This window comes from Paenibacillus agaridevorans, from assembly GCF_003112455.1.
GTDB classification, from domain to species: Bacteria; Bacillota; Bacilli; order Paenibacillales; family Paenibacillaceae; genus Pristimantibacillus; species Pristimantibacillus agaridevorans.
Genome location: NZ_BDQX01000070.1, coordinates 1 through 20793 on the forward strand (window position 1 = coordinate 1; position 20793 = coordinate 20793).

Sequence of the window (20793 nt, forward strand, 5' to 3'; positions counted from 1 at the left end):
AAAGTTCGGTTTTCAGCACCGAGAAGATTGAAAGAAGGTAGAAACTGAGGAGCGGAGCGTAGTGTAAGCTACGTGAGTACCGGAAGTTTCGCCTGAATTCAAGATTCGATGTCGAGTAGGCTTCTTGGCATACTTCGTGATCAAAAGCGGACTTTTTGAACAACCTCTAAAAGGCACCTTAGGTCACCGGGCCGATTAATCACGTTATTGGCGGGGAGAGAGAGGGGATGTCGAAACAATCGGCAGTGTCAGGCAATTTCATTTTTTGATAGCGGTTTCAACGAATTGTAACCGTTTCCGCTGGGTTCGCATAAGCGGGACGGCCGGCGCGTCTGTCGCCATGTTCAATCTCGCAAGGACTTCATTCAAGAGGAGGTTTCAGGATTGAGAAATAAGTATTCGATGAGGATCAAAATAGGCTCGATCGTCATGTCGGTCATGCTGATCATGGGATTGTTGCCGACTATCGCGTTGCCGCAGGCTTCCGCTGCTACGGATTCGACCGTTTATGCGGCGGCCTACATGGGGGCTACGACGACCGCGGGCACGACTTTGCCCGGCAGCGTGGACATCGGCGGGCAAAGCGCGGGTGTCGTCTGGCACATCGGCGATGACACGTTTGCCGTACCTTACGAAACCGTGACGGTAACCGGAACGGCGGATGGCGGCGTATCCGTCGTGGCGCAAGTGGAGGTTATTCCGCCGGCAACCCATCCATTGGTTTATTTCGTGGACAGCGGCAGAGCCGGTGATTCCAATAACAACGATCCTTCCCCTTCGCCGCTGCATGCAGCGGTCCGGCAGTTGACGGGCAGCGACCTGATCAATCAAGCGCCGGATCAGAAATTTGCGAGCGGGACAACAGAATGGGGGTTCGATGATTCCGCGCATAAGGTCAAATACTCCAAAGACGGAGGTTTCACCAACCCGGCTACCGATCCTTCCAAGTGGATTGTCGGATTGCGGGCCGCGAACGACCATATCGTTTACAAATTGAAAGCCCTTTCTCCCGGGACGTATACGCTCAGCAGCGGTTTCCACGACTGGTACGGCAGCCGCTCCCGGGACATGAGACCGCGAATCGAATACACGGATACTGGCGGCGCGACAAAAGCAGTTCAGCTGGACCCGCTTAACACCAATGCATCCAAGCTTCATTCCAGCGAATTCACGATTGAAGGCGACATCGACGTCAATTTCCCGATGACGTTGACTTACGCTTACGTAGCGAACGAAAAGCCGATTCTTAGCTGGTTCGCCATTGCCAAAGGAGAGGTCAAATCCATAATCGAGGATGCCAGACAGACTGCGGCATCCATGGTGAAGATTCTGCTGGACGGCAACGACATCCCCGCGAACAACGTCAACGGCCTTACGTTTAAGGGCTTCGGCGTGCTCAGCGCCAACAGCACGAGCGCACTGCTGATGGACTATAAATCGGAGCAGCCCGAGGCTTACGCGGAAATGCTCCGCATTCTGTTCGGCGGCGACAACCCCATTATGACGCACGTCAAAATCGAAATGGGCAACGATCGCAACAACTCTACGGGTCCCGATCCGGCAACGATGCGTACGGCCGATGAGGAAGCCAACGTCACCAGACATCCGGGCTTCCAGCTTGCCGCGGACGCCAAGATCATCAATCCCGATCTTAAAGTGAGCATCCTGCGCTGGAGCGCGCCCGCATGGGCGAACAACAACAATGACAATATCTATACCTGGTACAAAAAAACGATTCTTGCCGCATATCGTGAATACGGTTACATGGTCGATTACGTCAATCCCCATATTAACGAGCATGCGGCGGACCTGACATGGAGCAAACAATACGCCGCGCGGGTCAAGGCGGACAACACGGGATTCGAAAGTCCGGAAGAGCAGGCGCTCTACAACCGGATTCAGGCAGTTATTTCCGACGAGGTCGGAACGGGCACTTTCGGCGGCAGCATGGTAAGCGATGCTTCCTTGCGGGAAGCAGTGCCGATCGCGGCGTTCCACTACAACACCGACGACGACAGCGGCGGCAATTTCAAGCGGCTTGCGGACCAGCTTGATATTGAAGTATGGAACAGCGAAGCGCAAGCCACCTTCAGCAACACGTCCTTCCGTCCCAACAACAACACGAAGGATCCATCGACGGCAGGCACCGGAATTGGCGGCACCGGCAGCGCGCTGGAAATGGGCAATACCATTATCAAAGGGTTTGTGAACTCCCGCAGAACACACTTTATTTATCAGCCGGCTATCGGCTCCTTCTACGAAGGCGGCCAATATTCCTTCAAGGAATTGCTGAGCGCCCGCGACCCTTGGTCCGGCTGGGTTCACTACGATGCGGGGCTGGACGTTCTTCGCCATTTCAGCTCGTTCGCGAAGATCGGTTGGGAGAACGAAGACAATACAGCAGGCATCTGGAGAACGGTTTCCAAAGCCAGCTCCGCCGGAGCGGCAGGCACCAACCCCGTCAGCGGAAGGAATGGCTTGCCGAATTACATGACGCTCGCCGCTCCGGATAAAACCGACTTCTCGACCGTAATCGTAAATGATAGCGAATATACAAGAAACTACAAGCTTCAGACGGTCAATATGGGATATGCGGGTACGCCTTCCCTCGCCGTTTGGGAGACTCGCGAGGCGGATGTAGGCCAGTCCTTTAACAGCAATTATTTGAAATATCGCGGCCAGGCGTCTGCTGACGGCGGCGGCGTATATACGGTGCAGGTCAAGCCGTTCTCGATCGTAACCGTGACGACGCTGGCTGCGGCCGACATCGAAGCCGATCCGCTTCCCGTAGAGGGCGAGCGTACCGTGTTGGATACCGATGTTACCGGGGCTGTCCGGAATACGACGGACAACGTCCTTTATGCGGATGATTTCGACTATAGCGGCCAAACCGTGCCGATCATCGGAGCAGACGGGGAAATTGCGGGTTCGCAGGATTATATCGAATCCCGCGGCGGCTCCAAAAGCGTCATCCCGCGTTACACGCACGATCGCAACGGAGCGTTCGAAGCTTATCTGGACGAACAATCCCAAAACTACGTGCTGAGGCAGCAGCTTGATAGAGAGATCATGGGACTAGGCGGCACATGGAACGGCGGCGATCCCGTGACGGCCATCGGAGATTACCGCTGGACCAATTACAGAGCGAGCGTGGATGTTTCGTTCGAAACGAACAACACCTTTGGCGGGAACAACTACGCCGCAATCGGCGCCCGTTATCAGGGCGGGGGCAGCTCCCACAATATCGGCGGCACGCCTTACGTACTAAAGTTCTGGCTAGACGGAGGCTGGCAACTGCTGGTGAACAACAGCGGCGTAGCGAACGGCAACGTGGCCAGCGGAACCGGCGGCGTGAAGATCGATGGGTTCGATACTGCCCATGACGCTTGGCATAATATTGCCATCCAGGTGGCAGGCGATAAGATTACCGCCTATGTGGACGATGTATTGGTGGCCAGCTACAGTGATCCGAATCCAAAGCTGTCCGGTCGGGTGGATCTCGCCAGCGGGTATTATCATGTCCGCTTTGACAATTTGCTGGTGGAGACGGTAGATGGTTATGTACCTTACTATACAGAGGCGCTCGACGACTTCGAGATGCACGACCTTTCCGCGTCGCGGGCTACCAAGCTGGTATACAATAATCAGTGGGATCACCGCAACGGACAAGGCATGTACCATTATCAGCGTACGCTGACGACCAACCAAGGCGCTGGCGCGACGTTGACCTACACCTTTACCGGTACGGGCCTTGATCTTCTTGGTCCCAACAACGGTACGGCCGTGCTGGAGGCAACGGTAGACGGTCAATTGACCGTCATGTCGGATAAAACGATCGCATCCAAGGAGCTGTACCAAACCTATGCGCTTCGCGGACTAGAATACGGAGAACATACGGTCCAATTTAAAGTGTTGAGCGGCACGTTAGTTGTGGATGCCGTCGCGGTCGTATCCGGCAATGCAGCGGGAACGCCGGATATTAGCAAGCTCCTGGCGGCGGTAACCCAGGCGCAGGACATTACGCTGCAAGACGAATATATGGCCAGCGACTGGCAGTTTTTCGAAGCCGCAAGAAACGCAGCAAAGGAAGCCGCGGACAACCCGGCCGTCTACAGACTGGATCAAGAGGGAAGCGAGCAGTTGACGGCTCGTCTGATCTTCGCGCAGAATCAGCTGCTTACCGGCGACATACGGTCGCTTGCGTCTCCTCACTATTCGGCATCCTATGTCGGAGGTTTGCCGAATCTCCCGGCGCAGGTGGAAGCGACGCATGAAGACGGATCCAAATCGATGGTCCATGTCAACTGGAAGCTGGATGGCATCAGCTTCAATACGGCCTATCAAACGGTAACTGTAACCGGAACGTACGGAAGTCTGCAAACTACGGCATACGTGGAGGTTGTGCCGGAGGACATTATGTATTTCGTGGATGCGAACGCAACGGCAGCCGGCCTGACCAGCGGGCATAATGCCACCACGACGCTGGGGTATGATTCGCCGGCGTACAGCTCGGTAGCGGCTCTGGCCAGCGCATCCGGCAAGCCGTTGCTCAACAATGCTCCGGACCGGGTCTACGACGCCGCCCAAGGCTGGGGCCACCGCGCCTTCAATGCTAGCGGCGGGTCGCAGGCCGTTGTCTACAAGGGAATTGTAGCCGGAACGTACAGCAAGCAAACAACGACAGGCATTTACACCGGCAATGCGAACGGTTCGGCTCTGGTGTATACATTCGGCAATTTGCCGGCCGGCGAATATACGCTGACGTTAGGCACCTACAGCTGGTGGGCAAGCACCGCGCGCACGGAGCAAGTTTACCTGGAGTATGACAATAAAAGCGAGCTTAAGGATACCATCGTGCTTAACACCGCATCGTTTGATGCCGTAAAAAGCTATACCTTCACGATGGAGCAGGCAGGCGCGGTAAATTTGAGGATGGTGGCTGCCGTCAACAACCAGTCTCCTTTGCTTTCCTTTGCAGCCGTGGCGCCGGTCAAGAGCGCCGAGCCGGAAGCAAATAAAGAAGCGCTGCAGATGTTGTACGAGGAGCTTAAAGACAAAACGAACGACAACTATACGGCGGCAAGCTGGAGCGTCTTCCTGGATGCGCTGGCGGAAGCGAGCGGCGTGCTTCAAGACGAAGAAGCAACGCAACAGCAGGTTGATGATGCTATGGAATCGCTTCAAGATGCGGTGGCAGGTCTGGAGCAAGAATCGGTCGGTACGGATACGCTGTATCTGTCGGGTCCAGAAAGCGTTGTATCCAATCACACTTTTGATGTAACGCTTGGTCTGAATACGGTATCCGAAAGCGTGTACGGACTTGATTTCACAATCCAGTACGATCCGACGCAAGTTGAATATGCAGGCGCAGAATCGGTCAAGGCCGGCTTTACGCTGCTGGATCAGTCGTCCGAACCTGGACAGCTGCGGTTTCTGGCCATCGATCACCAGCCGGGAGCGGCAAACGCGGATCCGGTTGCGCTGCTGAAGCTACAGTTTAAAGCAAAAGCTCTCGCCGAGTCTGTTACTGGCAGTATTACCTTAACGGATATCGTATGGGCAAATGCCGCGGGCGTGGAAACGGAAGCGGAGGAGCCAGTGTCGTACAGCATCGAGATCGAGGCAGTTTCCAAAGCTGCGTTGGATGCGGCCATTTCGAACGCGAAGGCGCTACATGGCTCCGCAGTGGAAGGGAATTTGGCAGGTCAATATCCGACAGGCTCGAAGGCGGCATTATGGCTGGCTATTCTGGCTGCGGAAACGACGCAGGCTAATGAAACGGCTACTCAAGCCCAGGTGGATGGGGCACTGCTAACGTTGAACTCTGCTGTTCGGACCTTCGAATCGCTTGTGATATCTCATGCACCTGGCGATTTGAACGGTGACGGCAAGATCGGCATCGGCGATCTGGCTCTGATGGCGTCCGCCTTCTATGGCAGGAACGATGAAGACGCCAATTGGGCTGCTTATAAGAAAGCGGATTTGACCGATGATGGAAAGATCGATATCGAGGATCTGCGCAAGCTGGCGCAATTAATTTTAGGCAACATTTAAACACGAGGGCGTCCCAAAAGTAAATTTGGAAAACCCTCAAAACCAATATAAGATGACTTTCGTAAAAAACCAAGGAGCTATGCGGTTTGAATTCGCTTAGTTCCTTGGTTTTTAGCGTCCACTGCTGATTTCTTCAGCAAATTGTTTGGCAAGGGAAAGGGGAAAGCCACCCAACCTCCAGACTTACTTTGGGTAAGCCTCGAAGCAGGAACACATATGGAAAAAAAGGCATCCACTTTGTGTGTCATAGGCGTTAAGAACGTCTATGGCAAGAAAAAGCAGCCACTTTGTGCGCCATAGACGTTAAGAACGCCTATGGCAAGAAAAAGCAGCCACTTTGGGCGCCATAGGCGTTAAGAACGCCTATGGCAAAAAAAAGCAGCAGCTGCGAGTGGGGGATGTTCAAAAAGACATATTGCGATTTTTGGGACCCCTAATTGGGACGTCCCCGTCATGCGAACACTTCTGGGACAGCTCCTCTTGATTAATGAAGGGAATGGAAAGAAGCATGGAAAATAGTACGGGGTATCCATTATAGCGGGAAGGATCGGAATGTCCGATGCCAGGTCAAGACCTTCCATTGGAAATCTCCGATTCGATACGCTGCAGGAATTCCCTCGGAGAAATACCCTCTACCTTTTTGAATACCTTGCTAAAATAAAAAGCGCTGTCATAACCGAGCTTTTGCGAAATTTCGTATATGCGACCTTCTCCGCGCTGCATCATTTCTTTGGCAGCTGTAATCTTCGTTTCTGTAATATATTCTACAAAATTAATTTTGGCGACCTTGGAGAACAGATGGCTCAAATAGTTGGGACTGAAGTTGAATACATCCGCGACGTGATTTAACGTCAATTTGACATCCAGATTTCGTTTGATATAGTCCTGTACATTGCTCACCACCTGAGCTTTGTAGCTTTGTTTTCTGGAAGACAAATTTTCGCAGCAGCCGTCCCGGAATCGGATCAGCCAAGTGATAATATCTTCCATAGCATGCATTTGATAAATACCCCGATAGCCCTCGGGTTCGTTCTCGAAAATTTGCTCTATCATTTCCTCGCCTTCCGCCAGCATGGAAGTAGCCATAAACAGTACGCTGCATGCGGCATCAATGGCAGGCACGAGAGCGTCGGGCCTTCCTTCGAACGTTTCGATCATTTTCGTAATAATGTCATGCAACGCACGGATGTCGATCTCCTCAAACGCTCGGCGCATCTCCGACCGCATGGCGGAAAAATCGAATAGGGCTGTTTCTTGTCCCGCTGTGTCATTGCGCGTAAAAAATACAAATTCGTTTTGCTGTGCTGCGTGAGGCAACATCTGGCGTGCTGCCAGGTAGCTGTCCCGTATCAGATAAGGGTCCTCCACGGCATAGCCGACAGAGCCCATGATGGTGACATTAAAGTAGTTGCGCAAGATAAGCGCCATATGGTTTAGAAGCTTGGCGATATCGGGAACCCACACATTTGCATCCGTAGTGGGTACGGGAATCGTAATGGCAAAGTTGCGCAGATCCAGACCGGTTACAAAGCATGGTCTGTCGGTCAGCAGCGTGCTTTTGGCCATTTGCAGCGTGCTGGAGCAGAAGGCGACCAACTTGTCCCCGCTAGGGGGTACGCTATCGGGCTCCGTGATGCGGCAAATACATACGGTATAAGCGGGCTCCGATAAGTCAATCGACAGATCCTCTTTATGCAGCGTAAACTGGTTTCGGTTCTCAAACAAATTGTTGAACAGACGGATAAAAAACTTATCCCGCTGAGCATGCAAGTTGCTTCTGTATTCCAGGCTGGGATGAGTCTCCATCGAGCGGTAATCCTCCAGGATGGCGATGACTTTGACAATGGAGTCCGAGAGAGATTGCGGCGTCAGCTCCAGCTTGACCAAATAATCGGCAGCTTGAACCTCGACGGCAGCACGCGCGTATTCGAATTCCTCGTAGCTCGTCAATATAATAAAAAGCGGAATCCGACCGTATTTTTTGCGAACGCTGTCGGCGACCTCCAATCCGCTTTTGACCGGCATTTTAATATCCGTAATGACGATATCAGGCCGCAGCGTATCGATCATATCCTCCGCTTGGCCGCCGTTATGCGCGGTGCCGACAATTTCGATATTGTACTGCTCCCATTTGAGCATGGATTGCAGGCCGACACACACCAACGTTTCGTCATCCGCAATTAATAATTTAATCATGCTTTTTTCCCCCTGTCATTGCAGTCCGTTATGCCGATGTCTGCGTAGGCAATAAAATGAACATTTTCGTATATTTTGACGGTTCGCTCTCGATAGACAAACCGTATTTGTCGCCAAAAGCGAGTCGAAGACGTTCGTTGACGCTGCTTAAACCCATATGAGTGATCATCCCGGCGGAGTCGGTGTCATGCTTTTTAAGAATGGCATCGATTTTTTCCTGTTCCATGCCTATACCGTTATCCTCGATCGTAATTAGCAGATCCGCAGAGTCGCTTCGTTCGACGGTAATGACGATATGGCCGCCAGTTCCTTTGGGTTCTATGCCGTGGAAGATGGCGTTTTCAACGATCGGCTGCAAGGAGAAGCGCGGGATCGGACAGTTCAATAATTGTTCGGAGCCGATATGTTGTTCCAGCGTAATCGTACTTCCGTAGCGGTATTTTTGAATCAGAAAATAATCGTCCAGCAAGGCGAGCTCCTCTCCGAGCGGTACCAGCTTGCGGATGTCCTTGGCAATGTTGCGAAGCAGTCTGGATAGGGAGGTTGTCATTTCCGCGATGCCGGAAGCATTCTGAATCGTCGCCATCCATTTGATCGAATTAAGCGTATTGTACAGAAAATGAGGATTGATCTGGCTCTGCAGCATCCGGTATTCGAGCTCCTGCTTCTGCTTCTCGTCGGCCAGCCGAGTCTCCATAAGCGCGACTATATCTTGCGATAACCGGTTGATGCCACGGCCCACATCCCCCAATTCGTTATCCCATTCGATCATTCTATCGACAAAAAAGTGACCCTGCGCGATCTTGTCCATTCTTTTTTTGAGCTTCTCAACAGGGTTGCTGATCGTACGGGTCAAATAAACCGTTATAATGCCGCTCAATGCGATGAGCAGGCAAGTCACGCCGAGCATCAGCAAAATCCATACATTGGACAAGGTAGTCAATTGATTCGTTGCGAGCGTCTGCGTCAGTACAACACCGTCAATGACGGGATAGGAAACGGTAATTCGGCTCGATCCGTCCTTCGACTCGATATGGGATACCACAGTTTGCGACCCGGTGGAATAATCATTGATGAAAGCGGTGTCAACATAATCAGAAACGACGGGCTCTATTTCGGCTCCGTCAATTTCATAATGCGTTTCTCCTAGCGTCACCAGCAGTTGAGAACCGGATGGCAACGCGTAGCCGTGCAACTTGTCTGTAATGACCGAAGTACCGGCTAGCAAATAGACAGTGCCAACGGTTGAACCTTTGTCGTATATGGGAAAGATCACGGGGATGACCTTGGAATTAGAATAAGGATCCTTGATGATCCGCCCCCATTGCTCGGCGGCATCGGAATCAGTGCCGGGAAGCAGGTGAATATTGTGAATGCTTAGGGGCAACGACGTACTGCTGGCCAAGTTGTCCACCTGCAAAAATTTGTTTTTGTTATCCGTCACGACCAGCCGGCGTACATAGCCGTTGGACAGGTTGGAACGAAAGTCTTCCTGCATGGAAGCGTAGAGGTTAATGGCATCCATCGCACTTGCCTGCTCGGAGGAGAAATAGTCGACCAACAGCGTATTGGTAGTGGAATTTGCGCTATTCTTCATAACATGAGCGGAAAGATTGATTAAATCCTTTTCAATAATATGGGCGACGAGCTGCAAGTTGAATTCCGCTGCCTGAACCGCCGTTTTGCGTTGGAAATACGAGATCATTTCGTAGCTGAATATCGACATAAGGGCGGCGGTCAGTAGTGCAAATACGGTCATAATTAAAATAATGCGGCTTTTGATGGTTGTATGTCTATGCTTTCTCAAGCGCAAGCACCCCTTTGTATACGATAACAATACCATAGATGGCACAAACGTAAGAGGTAGGCGATAAAAAACAACCGATTTTACATGTTTTCGATATAATTTTGCAGGAATCCAATTGAAAACGCTTTAAAAGGTTGAAAAAGTGAAGGATAAGCCGTTAAAATTGTATCCTCATTGGGCAAGTTATGTTCTAATATTTGAAATAGATTCGGCAATGTCGAGTGGGCTTTACCAATAACGCCAGGAAAAGGGGACTTTTACATGAGATTCAAAAAAACAATGGGAATCGGATTAACGGCTATGCTTGCGGCTGGTATGGTTGCGGGTTGCTCTGGCAATAACGGAAACTCAGGGGCTACAGCAGCGCCGACAGCAGCACCGACGAATTCCTCAAGCGCTCCAGCGGACAAGGGCAACGAACCCGTTACATTGAAATGGGCATTGTGGGATTGGGAAGCAACCGCTTACTATGAGCCTCTTATTAAAGCGTATACAGAAGCTAACCCTCACGTAACGATTGAGTACGTGGATCTTGGATCCACCGACTACATGACCATGCTCAGCACTCAACTGTCCGGCGGAGCAGATCTGGACGTTCTGACGATCAAAGATATTCCGGGCTACTCCAACCTGGTCAAGCAAAATCACCTGGAGCCGCTGAACGGCTTTATTGGCGAAAGCGGCATTGACACAGCGGCATACGGCGGCACGGTAGAGCAAATTCAAGTGAAAGACGAAGTATATGCGCTTCCTTTCCGCAGCGATTTCTGGCTGATCTACTACAACAAAGATCTCTTTGACAAAGCGGGCGTGCCTTATCCGACCAACGATATGACGTTCGATCAATATGAAGAGATTGCTAGAAAAGTAACTTCGGGCTCCGGCGCAGATAAGGTATACGGCGCGCATCACCACACTTGGCGCAGTGCTGTTCAATTGTTCGGCATTTTGGATGGCCAAAACACAGTAGTTGACGGCAAATACGAATTCCTGAAGCCGACTTACGAGCGCATTCTGAAGCTGCAGGATGACGGTATCATTATGGACTACGCTACGCTGAAAACGTCCAGCACGCATTACTCCGGCGTGTTCTACAACAACTCCGTTGCAACGCTGAACATGGGCAGCTGGTTTATCGCAACGCAAATCGACAAAGTGAAAAGCGGCGAATCCGCCGCCGCCAACTGGGGTATCGTGAAATATCCGCATCCGGAAGGCGTGGAGCCGGGCACGACGCTGGGCACCATCACATCGCTGGCCGTTAACAAAAAGTCCGCCAAAAAAGATGCGGCTCTTGATTTCCTGAAGTTCGTGACAGGCGAAGAAGGCGCAACGGTTATCGCGTCCACTGGCACGATTCCTGCGATCAAAAACGACGAGGTTATCAGCTCGATCGCAAGCATCGATGGTTTCCCGACTGATGAAAACAGTAAAGAAGCTCTGAACACGTTCAAAACATACCTGGAAATGCCGATGCACGAAAAAAGCGCGGATATCGAAGTTATTTTGAACGAAAATCACGACAACATCATGACGAAAAACACAAGCATTGATAAAGGTTTGGAAGACATGAATAAACGCGTGGAGCTTGTATTGAGCAATTAGTACCACGGAAACAGTGTTTTGTGAGGCGGGCGTTTGCCCGCCTCTTTCAAAATAAAGCAGCAGGCGGCTTGGCGTACGAGAAGGTTTGGAGGGAAAATCATGCAGAAAGAAACGACGCTGGCAACGGGAAAAAGCAACAAGCCGTTTATCACAAGAGGGATGAAGGATCATCTGGTGGCGTACAGCTTTATTGCGCCCAATTTTATCGGATTTGCCTTGTTTACGCTAGTGCCTATGATATTTGCGATTATATTGGCCTTTGTGAAATGGGACGGCTCCAATCCTATGAATTATGTCGGGATTGATAATTTTATAAGACTTATAAAGGACACTACCTTTCATAAAGCGCTTTGGAATACGGTTGTCTATACGATAGGCGTAGTGCCTTTGACGATGGCATGCGCGCTTGCGCTTGCTATCTTGCTTAATCAGAAGATTGTTGGACGTAATTTTATGAGAACGGCGTTTTTCTTCCCGTATGTGGCTTCTCTTGTAGCGGTTGCGGCGGTATGGAACTTTATCTTTAGTCCCACGATGGGACCGATCAACAATCTGTTGCATACCATCACCGGCATTCCTATTGAGGATCTCCCTCGTTGGGCGGCGGATAAAGACTGGGCCATGTTTACGGTTATCCTGTTTACTGTATGGAAAAACATGGGATATTATATGGTCATTTACTTGGCAGGGCTGCAGGGCGTTAATCCCGAGCTATACGAGGCTGCCGAGCTGGATGGCGCAAATGGCTGGAAGCGGTTCACTAATGTTACGATCCCGCAGCTGGCGCCGACAACCTTCTTTGTACTTATGATCCTGGTCATCAATTCGTTCAAAGTGTACGACATCTTCATCAACCTGTTTGCCGGAGCAGATAACCAGTTAAATGATTCCACAAGGGTACTGGTTTATCAAATCTATAATACCGCCTTCCGTTCGCTGGATTACGGCTACGCCAATGCCATGGCTCTCGTGTTGTTCCTGATTGTTATGGGCGTAACCATCGTTCAGTTCCGCGGCGAAAAAAGATACGGTCAATAGGAGGAGACAGAAGAGATGGTTGGATCAAAAAAGAAGTTCCACGCAGGCTGGATGACGCTCGCCTATATCGCGTTAATTGCCGTTGCCATATGCATGATTATTCCATATATCTGGATGCTGTCATCCTCGTTCAAGCTTAATAAGGATGTATTCTCCTTTCCGATGGTGTGGATACCGGACAACATCCGTTGGCAGAACTATGTGGACATTTGGACCCGCATACCGCTTGGCACGTTTATTATGAATACGGTCAAATTATCCGTCATCGTGACCTTGCTGCAATTGCTGACGTCCAGCTTCGCGGCTTACGCCTTTGCGAAGCTTCGCTTTCGAGGGAGAAACCTGCTTTTCCTCTCCTATATCGCAACAATCGCGATTCCTTGGCAAGCCTACATGGTGCCGCAATTCATCATGATGCGCGAGCTCGGCCTAAACAATACGCATCTTGCCATTATTTTCTTGCAAGCTTTCTCGGCATTCGGGGTATTCTTAATGCGGCAATTTTATCAAGGCATTCCGGATGAGCTTTGCGAAGCGGCAAGGATCGATGGTTTGAGCGAGTACGGCATTTGGGCGCGCCTGATGCTTCCGCTCTCCAAGCCGGCATTGTCTACACTGACGATCTTTACTTTCGTTACGACATGGAACGATTTCCTCGGACCGATGATTTATTTGACCAAAACCGAGCTTAAGACGATTCAGATCGGTCTGCGGATGTTCATCTCGCAATATTCGGCCGAATACGGGCTCATTATGGCAGCCAGTGTCGTGTCGATCATACCGGTATTGATTATATTCCTGGCTCTGCAAAAAAACTTTGTGCAGGGCGTTGCTTCTTCGGGGATCAAAGGCTAAGACTAGCGCATAAGATTGGATCGGCTGCAGGCATGCGGCCCGTCCAATCGTACGCGCATTTAAAAATTGCAGGTTGATGTATGCGCTTTCGTGATTGGAAAATACATAGCGAGGAAGTGGATTTCCTTTGACATCCATCAAAAAGTATACAGCCATATGGACGACAATTTGCATGATCGTCGTGCTGTTCGCTTCGATTGGTCCAACCAATGTTTCTCATGCGAATAGTAATGGCACAATTTTGTTTCAGGACGATTTTTCTGGCGCGTCCCTTTCTTCCGATTGGAGCATTCTCGCAGGTGCTTACAGCGTACAAAGCGGCATATTGAACGCAACCAATACCAATTCGACGATCGTTACGGGAGATGCGGCCTGGAAGGACTACACGGTAGAGAGCCAAGTCCGGATCAACGCCAATGGCGGATACGCCGGCATCGTGTTCCGGGCGCAGGACAACAGCAACAATTATTGGCTCCGGCTGTACAGGCCGGCATCGGGATCGACCCAGGTGCAGCTCATCAAGCGGGTGGGCGGCTCTGCCTCCGTCCTGGCATCCTCCAATCAGACCTTGTCGATTAACCAATGGTACAACCTCAAGGTTGTCGCGATCGGCAGCCTGATCCAGGGGTACCTGAACAATAGCAAGGTCGTTGAGTTTACGGACACTCAATTTGCGGCGGGCAAAATCGGCTTGCAAAACCTGAGTGGAACGATGTCGGCCGATAATGTGGTCGCGACCGAAATCAAAGCGACGTTGGAGGACGGCACGAAGCTGCCGGCATCCTACAATCCGGTCGTTGTCGCCACCCTGACGGGACAGCAACCGGCAATGCCGAATACGATTAGCGGCAAGGCGTTCGACAATTCCGTTGTGGATCCCATATACGTAGACTGGAGTTTGCCGGCCAATGTCGACTATACGCAAGCCTTCGCCCCAGCGATCGAAGTAACGGGAACCGCTTATTTGAAGGTGGGAGCCGACGGGACGAGACACGATCTGGCGGAGCCCGTAAAGGCATACGTGGAGGTCGTGCCTCCCAATCTGAAATATTTTATCGATGCAGGCGCGGGAGTTCCTAGTATTTATAATGCCGTGAAGGCATTGACAGGGAACGACCTGCTGAACGAGTCCGACAATGCGGTTTACAATTCGACATCCGGATGGGGGTATATCGCTCTTACCAGCTCCGGAGCAAACAGCACTATCATTAACAAATCGGAGCAACCCGATCTGGACAAAAACGCTACAGGCATCATGATCGACGGCGGCGATCCGCTGTCTACCTTGTCGTACAAGCTAGACGGTCTGGAAGGCGGCAAAAGCTATCGCTTTACCTCCTATCATCGTCTGTGGTGGAGCAACGAAATGCCAATCAAAATATCGATCAGCTACAATCTGGACGGAAAAAAGGTATCCAAAATCGTCAATCGCCTACATCTGGATCACGCGGGTCATTCCAAGCTAATAACCTATGACATCGAGCTGCCGGCTGGCGCCGCAGACGCGACTTACGTGCTGACGAACGCAGGCTCCTATACGGCAGGGCCGGGAGCGGGAAAAACAAATAAAAATGCGGCGATCAGTTGGCTTGCCGTCGAGGAGTTGACTGGCCCCGTTCAGCCCGTCACGTATTCATCGATAGGCGGTATGGCTGGAGAGAACACCGACGTCTGGTTTGATACGAACGGCGTTCCGATTCAGGCTCACGGCGGCCAAGTCATTTGGGTGGACCATGTATCGTGGAACGGCAATGAACCGACATATACGGACAATCCGGTCGACGGTGACGGTGCCTGGCTGTGGGTCGGCGAAGATAAAACCTACGGCGGCCGGCCGATTGGAGGCATTCATACGTATGTATCCAAGGATCTGTACAACTGGGCAGACATGGGCGTTGCCCTTTATCCACATCGCGTATTCCCGATGGAAAAAACGGCGAATGGCCAAGGCGTTCAGTTCAGCGACAGCCAGCTTGAGGCGTTGAAAGCCCGCGCGATGGGAACGGCAGGCATTGGCACCAACGAACTGGGCGATCCTTTGTCCCAATTCGACATCGACTACGCCCGCGACTTCCTGCAGGCGTACGTCGACAAAAATGCGCATCCTGGCTATAGCCGGAGCAATGACGGCGATTTCGACTATGCGGCTGCAACCTACGACGAAGCAAGCTTGAGATTGGCGTTTGACCGTACGTATGCTTATTACACCATTATGGAACGTCCGAAAATGCTGTACAACGACAAAACGAACCAATATGTCATTGTGTACCACGTCGACGGGCCAAGCGACGCGCGCATATTGGAGTTTTACGATACGCTCAAGAACGACCCGGCCTATGTTACCGCCGCCAGCCGGTACAGTCGCGCGCAGATGGGCTTTGCGGTATCGGACTCTCCGTTTGGTCCGTTTAAGCTGGTCAACGCGCAGAAAATGAACTACATCGAGGGTTATTACGACAGCAACAAAGGTATGGCTCGCGATATGACCGTATTCAAGGATGACGACGGCAAAGCGTATGCTATTTATTCCAGTGAAGAAAACAAATATACGTATATTTCATTATTGAACGACGAATTTACGGCACCGATCAAGGACGGAACGGAAGGACTGGGCGAAACCTTTACGGCCCGTGTATTTACAGATACGAGCCGGGAGGCGCCAGCGGTATTTAAATATAACGGTTATTATTATTTCATTACGTCCGGCACAACGGGATGGGATCCCAATCCTTCCATCGCCTATCGCGCCAATCATATTTTCGGCAATACGACGGACGGAGGCAGGACGTTTACGCCTTATACGAATCTGGGCAATCCGTTCCCGTACGACACGTCGAATACGTCGTATCGTACACAGTCGACGGCGGTCATTCCGTATGATCCCGAGAACGGCCTGTTCATCTATATGGGCGACCGCTGGATCCAACGTGCGTTGGAAACGTCCGGTTACGTATGGATTCCGCTTCAGATTACGGCGAACGGAACCAAGATCGAAGGTCAGACGGTAAGCGACTGGAAGCTGGAATCGTTGGATGCGCTGGCGCCGTTGCAGGTGCTGCGAGACGGGGAACATACCGTCAAGCTGGGCGAAGCTCCGGAATTGCCCGCGACGCTTCATTTGAAGCAAGGCTCGACGACTTACGACAACGTGCCCGTAAGCTGGGATTCCGCAAGTCTGGCGTCGGCAAGCACGAAGCTTGGAACTGCTACGGTACAAGGCACGCTTGGAGGAAGCACTTCTCTGGCGGGCAATACGGTTAATTACGAGGTGTCGGTGACGCTGCCGGACCATATGCTTTATTTTGTCAGTCCGTCATCTGGAGAAGTGCCGCAATATACGCAGTTGGTCGGCGACTATACGGCCAGCACGGGCAAGCAGCTCCAGCATACCGTGGCAGAGCAAAGCTACGATCCACAGAATGGAAGAACATGGGGATACACCGGCACTAACAGCATACTCCGGACAAACAACACGGATATTTTCCAAAGCTTGCGCTATGTGAACACGACAAGCAGCCGGGATCTGACCTACAAATTTGATCTCGATGGGGGCGAATACAACGTCTACATCGGCTTCTACGACCCGTGGTTCTCGTCTTCCCAGTCGAATCGCGTTGCGAATACCGCCATCAACGGTACGACGGTGGAAACGGGAAGGATCATTACCGGCTCCTACGAGGCGGCGGCACACAAGGATATCGCGATGGACGAGGCCGGCACGATGGAAATCGTCGTTTCGCCAGCTAAGACCGGCAGCAATACCGACGTACAGCTCAGTTGGATCATCATCGCCAAGACGCAAGCGGATGCCGAGCCGGAAACGGACAAAACCGCGCTGGATGAGGCTATATTGAACGCGGAGGCGCTGCATAGCTCCGCAGTTGAAGGAACTCTGGCGGGACAATACCCGACAGGCTCTAAGGCGGTATTGTGGCAGGCCATTCTGGCCGCGAAAACGACGCGGAATAGTGAAACGGCGACTCAAGCCGAGGTGGATCAGGCGCTTCTGACATTAAACGCCGCCGTTGGGACGTTTCAATCGCTTGTGATCGCGCATGTGCCTGGCGATTTAAACGGTGACGGCAGGCTGGGCGTCGGCGATCTGGCCTTAATGACGTCACTCTACTACGGCAAGAATCAGGAAGGCGCCGATTGGGCTACTTACAAAAAAGCGGATCTGATCGATGACGGCGAGATCGATATCAAGGATCTGCGCAAGCTGGCGCAATGGATTCTGGGCAAGATTTAAGCACTATAGAAAGGGATGGTATCTATGAAAAGAAAAATATGGACGATCGGGCTGGCGCTCCTGCTGCTATGCTCCGTATGGCCTTCTGCGCTGTTCGCGGCGCCGTATGAGCCGGATTTCTACTTGAACGTATCCAAGGCCGAAGTCAGGGTCGGGGAGACGATCGAGGTGGAGATCGGCCTTCGCAATGCGCAGGAACTGGTGGCGTTTGAGTTAAATGTCAAGTTCGATCCATCCCTGTGGACGGCCGGCAGCGGCGCATTTACGACGAGTTTGACCGGCTTCAGCTCACTGGTAAATACGGAACTGCTCCCCGGAGGCCAAGTGCGAGCAGTCTACTCAAAGCTCGGGGATGCGGCGGGAGAGAGCGGCAGCATTGTGCTGGGGACCGTCAAACTGACCGCCAAAGCGGTCGGCGAAGGAAACTTCACGCTGGACGCCATCAAGGTAGGTCAATCCAATGATCAATGGACGACCTATAAGCCGGCAACGGGAGCGAACGCGGTAATTGTCGGCAACGGAACGGGAGGAGGAGACGGGACTGGCGGCGGCAGTGGCAGTGGTACAACCCCCGATAACGAACCGATCATTACGGAAAAGTCCGTTGTGGTGGGGGCGCCTTCGATCGTGGGCGGGACAGCGCAGGTCAAGCTAAATGCCAACCATATGCAGCGAGCGGTCGACCTGCTCAGCGGCCAAACACTGCGCATCGAGGTGCAGCCGGGAGTCGCGGCGAGCAAGGTGGAGGTGGAGTTCCCGCTGGCGCAAGTTCGCGGCGAAGCGGGACAAAAAGCCAAGAACATCGTCATCGACAGCGGCCTTGCGATTGTCACCCTTGACCGGGGGCTGATCGACGACGAATCCGCGTCCAATCTGCAGTTTTCAGTCCGCCGACTGGATGTATCGAGTTTGCCAGCGAATATCGGCGAGCAGGTGAATCCGGGAGACGCGGTGTACGATTTTGAGCTGCTGCTGGACGGACGTCCGATAAGCGCGTTTGGCGGGGGCGAAGTGACGGTAGAAGTGCCTTATACGCTGCGGCCGGGCGAAACGGCGGACAAAATCGTCATCTACAACGTAACGGATAGCGGCGAGCTGGAACTGGTCAAAAACGCCAGGTACAACCCGGCAACGGGAAAGGTAAAGTTTAGCCCGAAACACTTCAGCAAATATTTCCCTGCCTATGTGCACAAGACATTCGGAGATTTGGGCCAAGCGGCATGGGCGCGGTCGTACATTGAAGCGCTGGCGGCAAGGGACGCTGTAAACGGAGTCGGCAACGATGCCTTCCGGCCGAACGGTCAACTGACGCGGGCGCAGTTTATTACGATGCTGGTGCAACTGTTCGATCTGGAGGATGCGTCCGCTACGGCTACGTTTAGCGACGTGCAAAAAGGCTCTTGGCATGATAAGGCCGTGGCGTCCGCGCAGAAGCTGGGCATCGCGCAAGGAAAACCGGACGGCAGCTTCGGGATAAACGACGCCATCAGCCGGCAAGACATGGCGGTCATGCTGTACCGGGCGTCCAAGTCGATGGGACTGGCATGGAGCCCAAGCGCGGAAGCGCCGGCGTTTGCGGATGCGGCCAGCATCGCCCCGTATGCCGTCGAAGCGGTAGCCGTTATGCAGGAGCAAGGCATTATAAACGGCATGGGCGAAAACAGCTTTGCCCCGCGGGGACTGTCGACCCGAGCGCAAGCTGCGGCCGTACTGTACAGGATGTTTGGACTGTAGAAGGATAAAACGATAGATCAGACAAAGAATGGGAGCAGAGAGATGACCATACAGAAGCAATGGGCACAAGAAGCATGGGAGCAGATTGTCGCCAAAGTATCCAGGACGAGCAAACGAATTGGAGATCGTTTCCCGCATGCGAGCGTAAACGGACAATATGTACTGGAGCCGGCCTATTGGTGGACGGCGGGTTTCTGGCCTGGTTTGCTATGGCTGGTTTACCGGGAAACCGGAGACGAAGCATTACGTGCGCTGGCTGAGAGCTGCGAGGCGCAGCTGGACGGGGTGATATCCGACTACTATCGACTGGATCACGATATGGGATTTATGTGGCAGCTCACTAGCGTTGCCCGCTACAAGCTGCTCGGCGAAGAGGAGTCGAAACGTCGGGCGTTGCTGGCGGCAAATCTGCTGAGCGCTCGGTTTAATACGAAGGGCCGCTACATTCGCGCCTGGAATCCTTGGAGACCGGGCGAGGACAATTCCGGCTGGGCAATCATCGACTGCGCGATGAACTTGCCGCTGCTGCACTGGGCAGCCGACATATCCGGCGATCCTCGCTACAAGCACGTGGCGATTGCGCATGCGGATACGGTGCTGGACCATTTTATTCGGGAGGACGGCTCGGTCAATCATATTGTCATCTTCGACGCCGCAAGCGGCGAAAAGCTTGGCGTAAACGGCGGACAAGGTTATGCGGAAAATTCCGCCTGGTCGCGCGGCGCCGCATGGGCTATTTACGGCATGGCACTGAGCTACAAGCATACGGGGGACGAGCGATACCTTCGGGCGGCTCAGCGCGTGGCGCATTTCTTTATCGCGAATCTGCCCGAGGATTATGTGCCCGTATGGGACTTCCGCATTCCCGACGACGTTACGCGCTATCGCGACAGCTCGGCTGGCGCCTGTGCGGCCTGCGGCTTGCTGTTGCTGGCTGAGCAGGTCGGCGCGGCGGAGTCCGCGCTGTACCGCGAAGCGGGCGAGCGGATGCTACATAGCCTGTACACCCGTTACGGAGCATGGAGCAACGAGGAAGAAGAAGGTTTGATTCTGCATGGCACCAGCCATTATCCAGAGAACAAAAATATTGACGTGCCGCTTATCTACGGAGATTACTACTTCGCGGAGGGCATCTCGCGACTGCTTAAGCACGGCGAGTTGTTTTGGTAGCAGCCCCCAGGGTCGCCCATTCGCCTGCCGCTTGCCCGCCAGCTCCATCTTGCTCCTCCTGCTTTTCTTTCATATTTGGCAAGGA

Annotated in this window: 9 protein-coding genes; 7 read left to right on the top strand and 2 right to left on the bottom strand. The window is 52.6% G+C overall.

The window, feature by feature from the left end; genetic code table 11:
* The first annotated feature begins 384 nt into the window (after nt 1-384).
* Nucleotides 385-6054, top strand: coding sequence for a cohesin domain-containing protein (locus PAT3040_RS07690; RefSeq protein ID WP_108992144.1), 5670 nt, complete (start codon nt 385-387; stop codon nt 6052-6054).
* Between the two features lie 567 nt (nt 6055-6621).
* On the opposite strand, the gene PAT3040_RS07695 is transcribed toward PAT3040_RS07690, so the two are convergent.
* Together PAT3040_RS07695 and PAT3040_RS07700 are read right to left on the bottom strand one after the other, a co-directional pair.
* Nucleotides 6622-8250 (bottom strand): response regulator transcription factor, encoded by a 1629-nt coding sequence (locus PAT3040_RS07695; protein ID WP_108992145.1) that lies wholly within the window; start codon nt 8248-8250, stop codon nt 6622-6624.
* A 28-nt stretch (nt 8251-8278) separates the two neighbouring features.
* Nucleotides 8279-10057, bottom strand: coding sequence for a sensor histidine kinase (locus PAT3040_RS07700; RefSeq protein ID WP_256975962.1), 1779 nt, complete (start codon nt 10055-10057; stop codon nt 8279-8281).
* Nucleotides 10058-10318: 261 nt separating this feature from the next.
* On the opposite strand from PAT3040_RS07700, the gene PAT3040_RS07705 reads away from it, so the two are divergent.
* From PAT3040_RS07705 to PAT3040_RS07730, 6 genes are all read left to right on the top strand, one after another.
* Nucleotides 10319-11662, top strand: coding sequence for an ABC transporter substrate-binding protein (locus PAT3040_RS07705; RefSeq protein WP_108992146.1), 1344 nt, complete (start codon nt 10319-10321; stop codon nt 11660-11662).
* Between the two features lie 99 nt (nt 11663-11761).
* The gene (locus PAT3040_RS07710; protein ID WP_087571127.1) at nt 11762-12700 is read left to right on the top strand and encodes a carbohydrate ABC transporter permease; all 939 of its coding nucleotides are present in this window, start codon (nt 11762-11764) and stop codon (nt 12698-12700) included.
* A gap of 15 nt (nt 12701-12715) precedes the next feature.
* A complete protein-coding gene (locus PAT3040_RS07715; RefSeq protein WP_087571126.1) occupies nt 12716-13555 on the top strand; it encodes a carbohydrate ABC transporter permease in 840 nt (279 codons plus the stop codon).
* Between the two features lie 127 nt (nt 13556-13682).
* Nucleotides 13683-17804 (top strand): 3-keto-alpha-glucoside-1,2-lyase-like domain-containing protein, encoded by a 4122-nt coding sequence (locus PAT3040_RS07720; RefSeq protein ID WP_108992147.1) that lies wholly within the window; start codon nt 13683-13685, stop codon nt 17802-17804.
* 24 nt (nt 17805-17828) lie between these two features.
* A complete protein-coding gene (locus PAT3040_RS07725) occupies nt 17829-19538 on the top strand; it encodes an S-layer homology domain-containing protein (protein ID WP_181376490.1) in 1710 nt (569 codons plus the stop codon).
* A 42-nt stretch (nt 19539-19580) separates the two neighbouring features.
* Entirely contained in the window at nt 19581-20708 is a 1128-nt protein-coding gene (locus PAT3040_RS07730; protein WP_108992149.1) for a glycoside hydrolase family 88 protein, read from the top strand.
* Nucleotides 20709-20793: the final 85 nt, after the last annotated feature.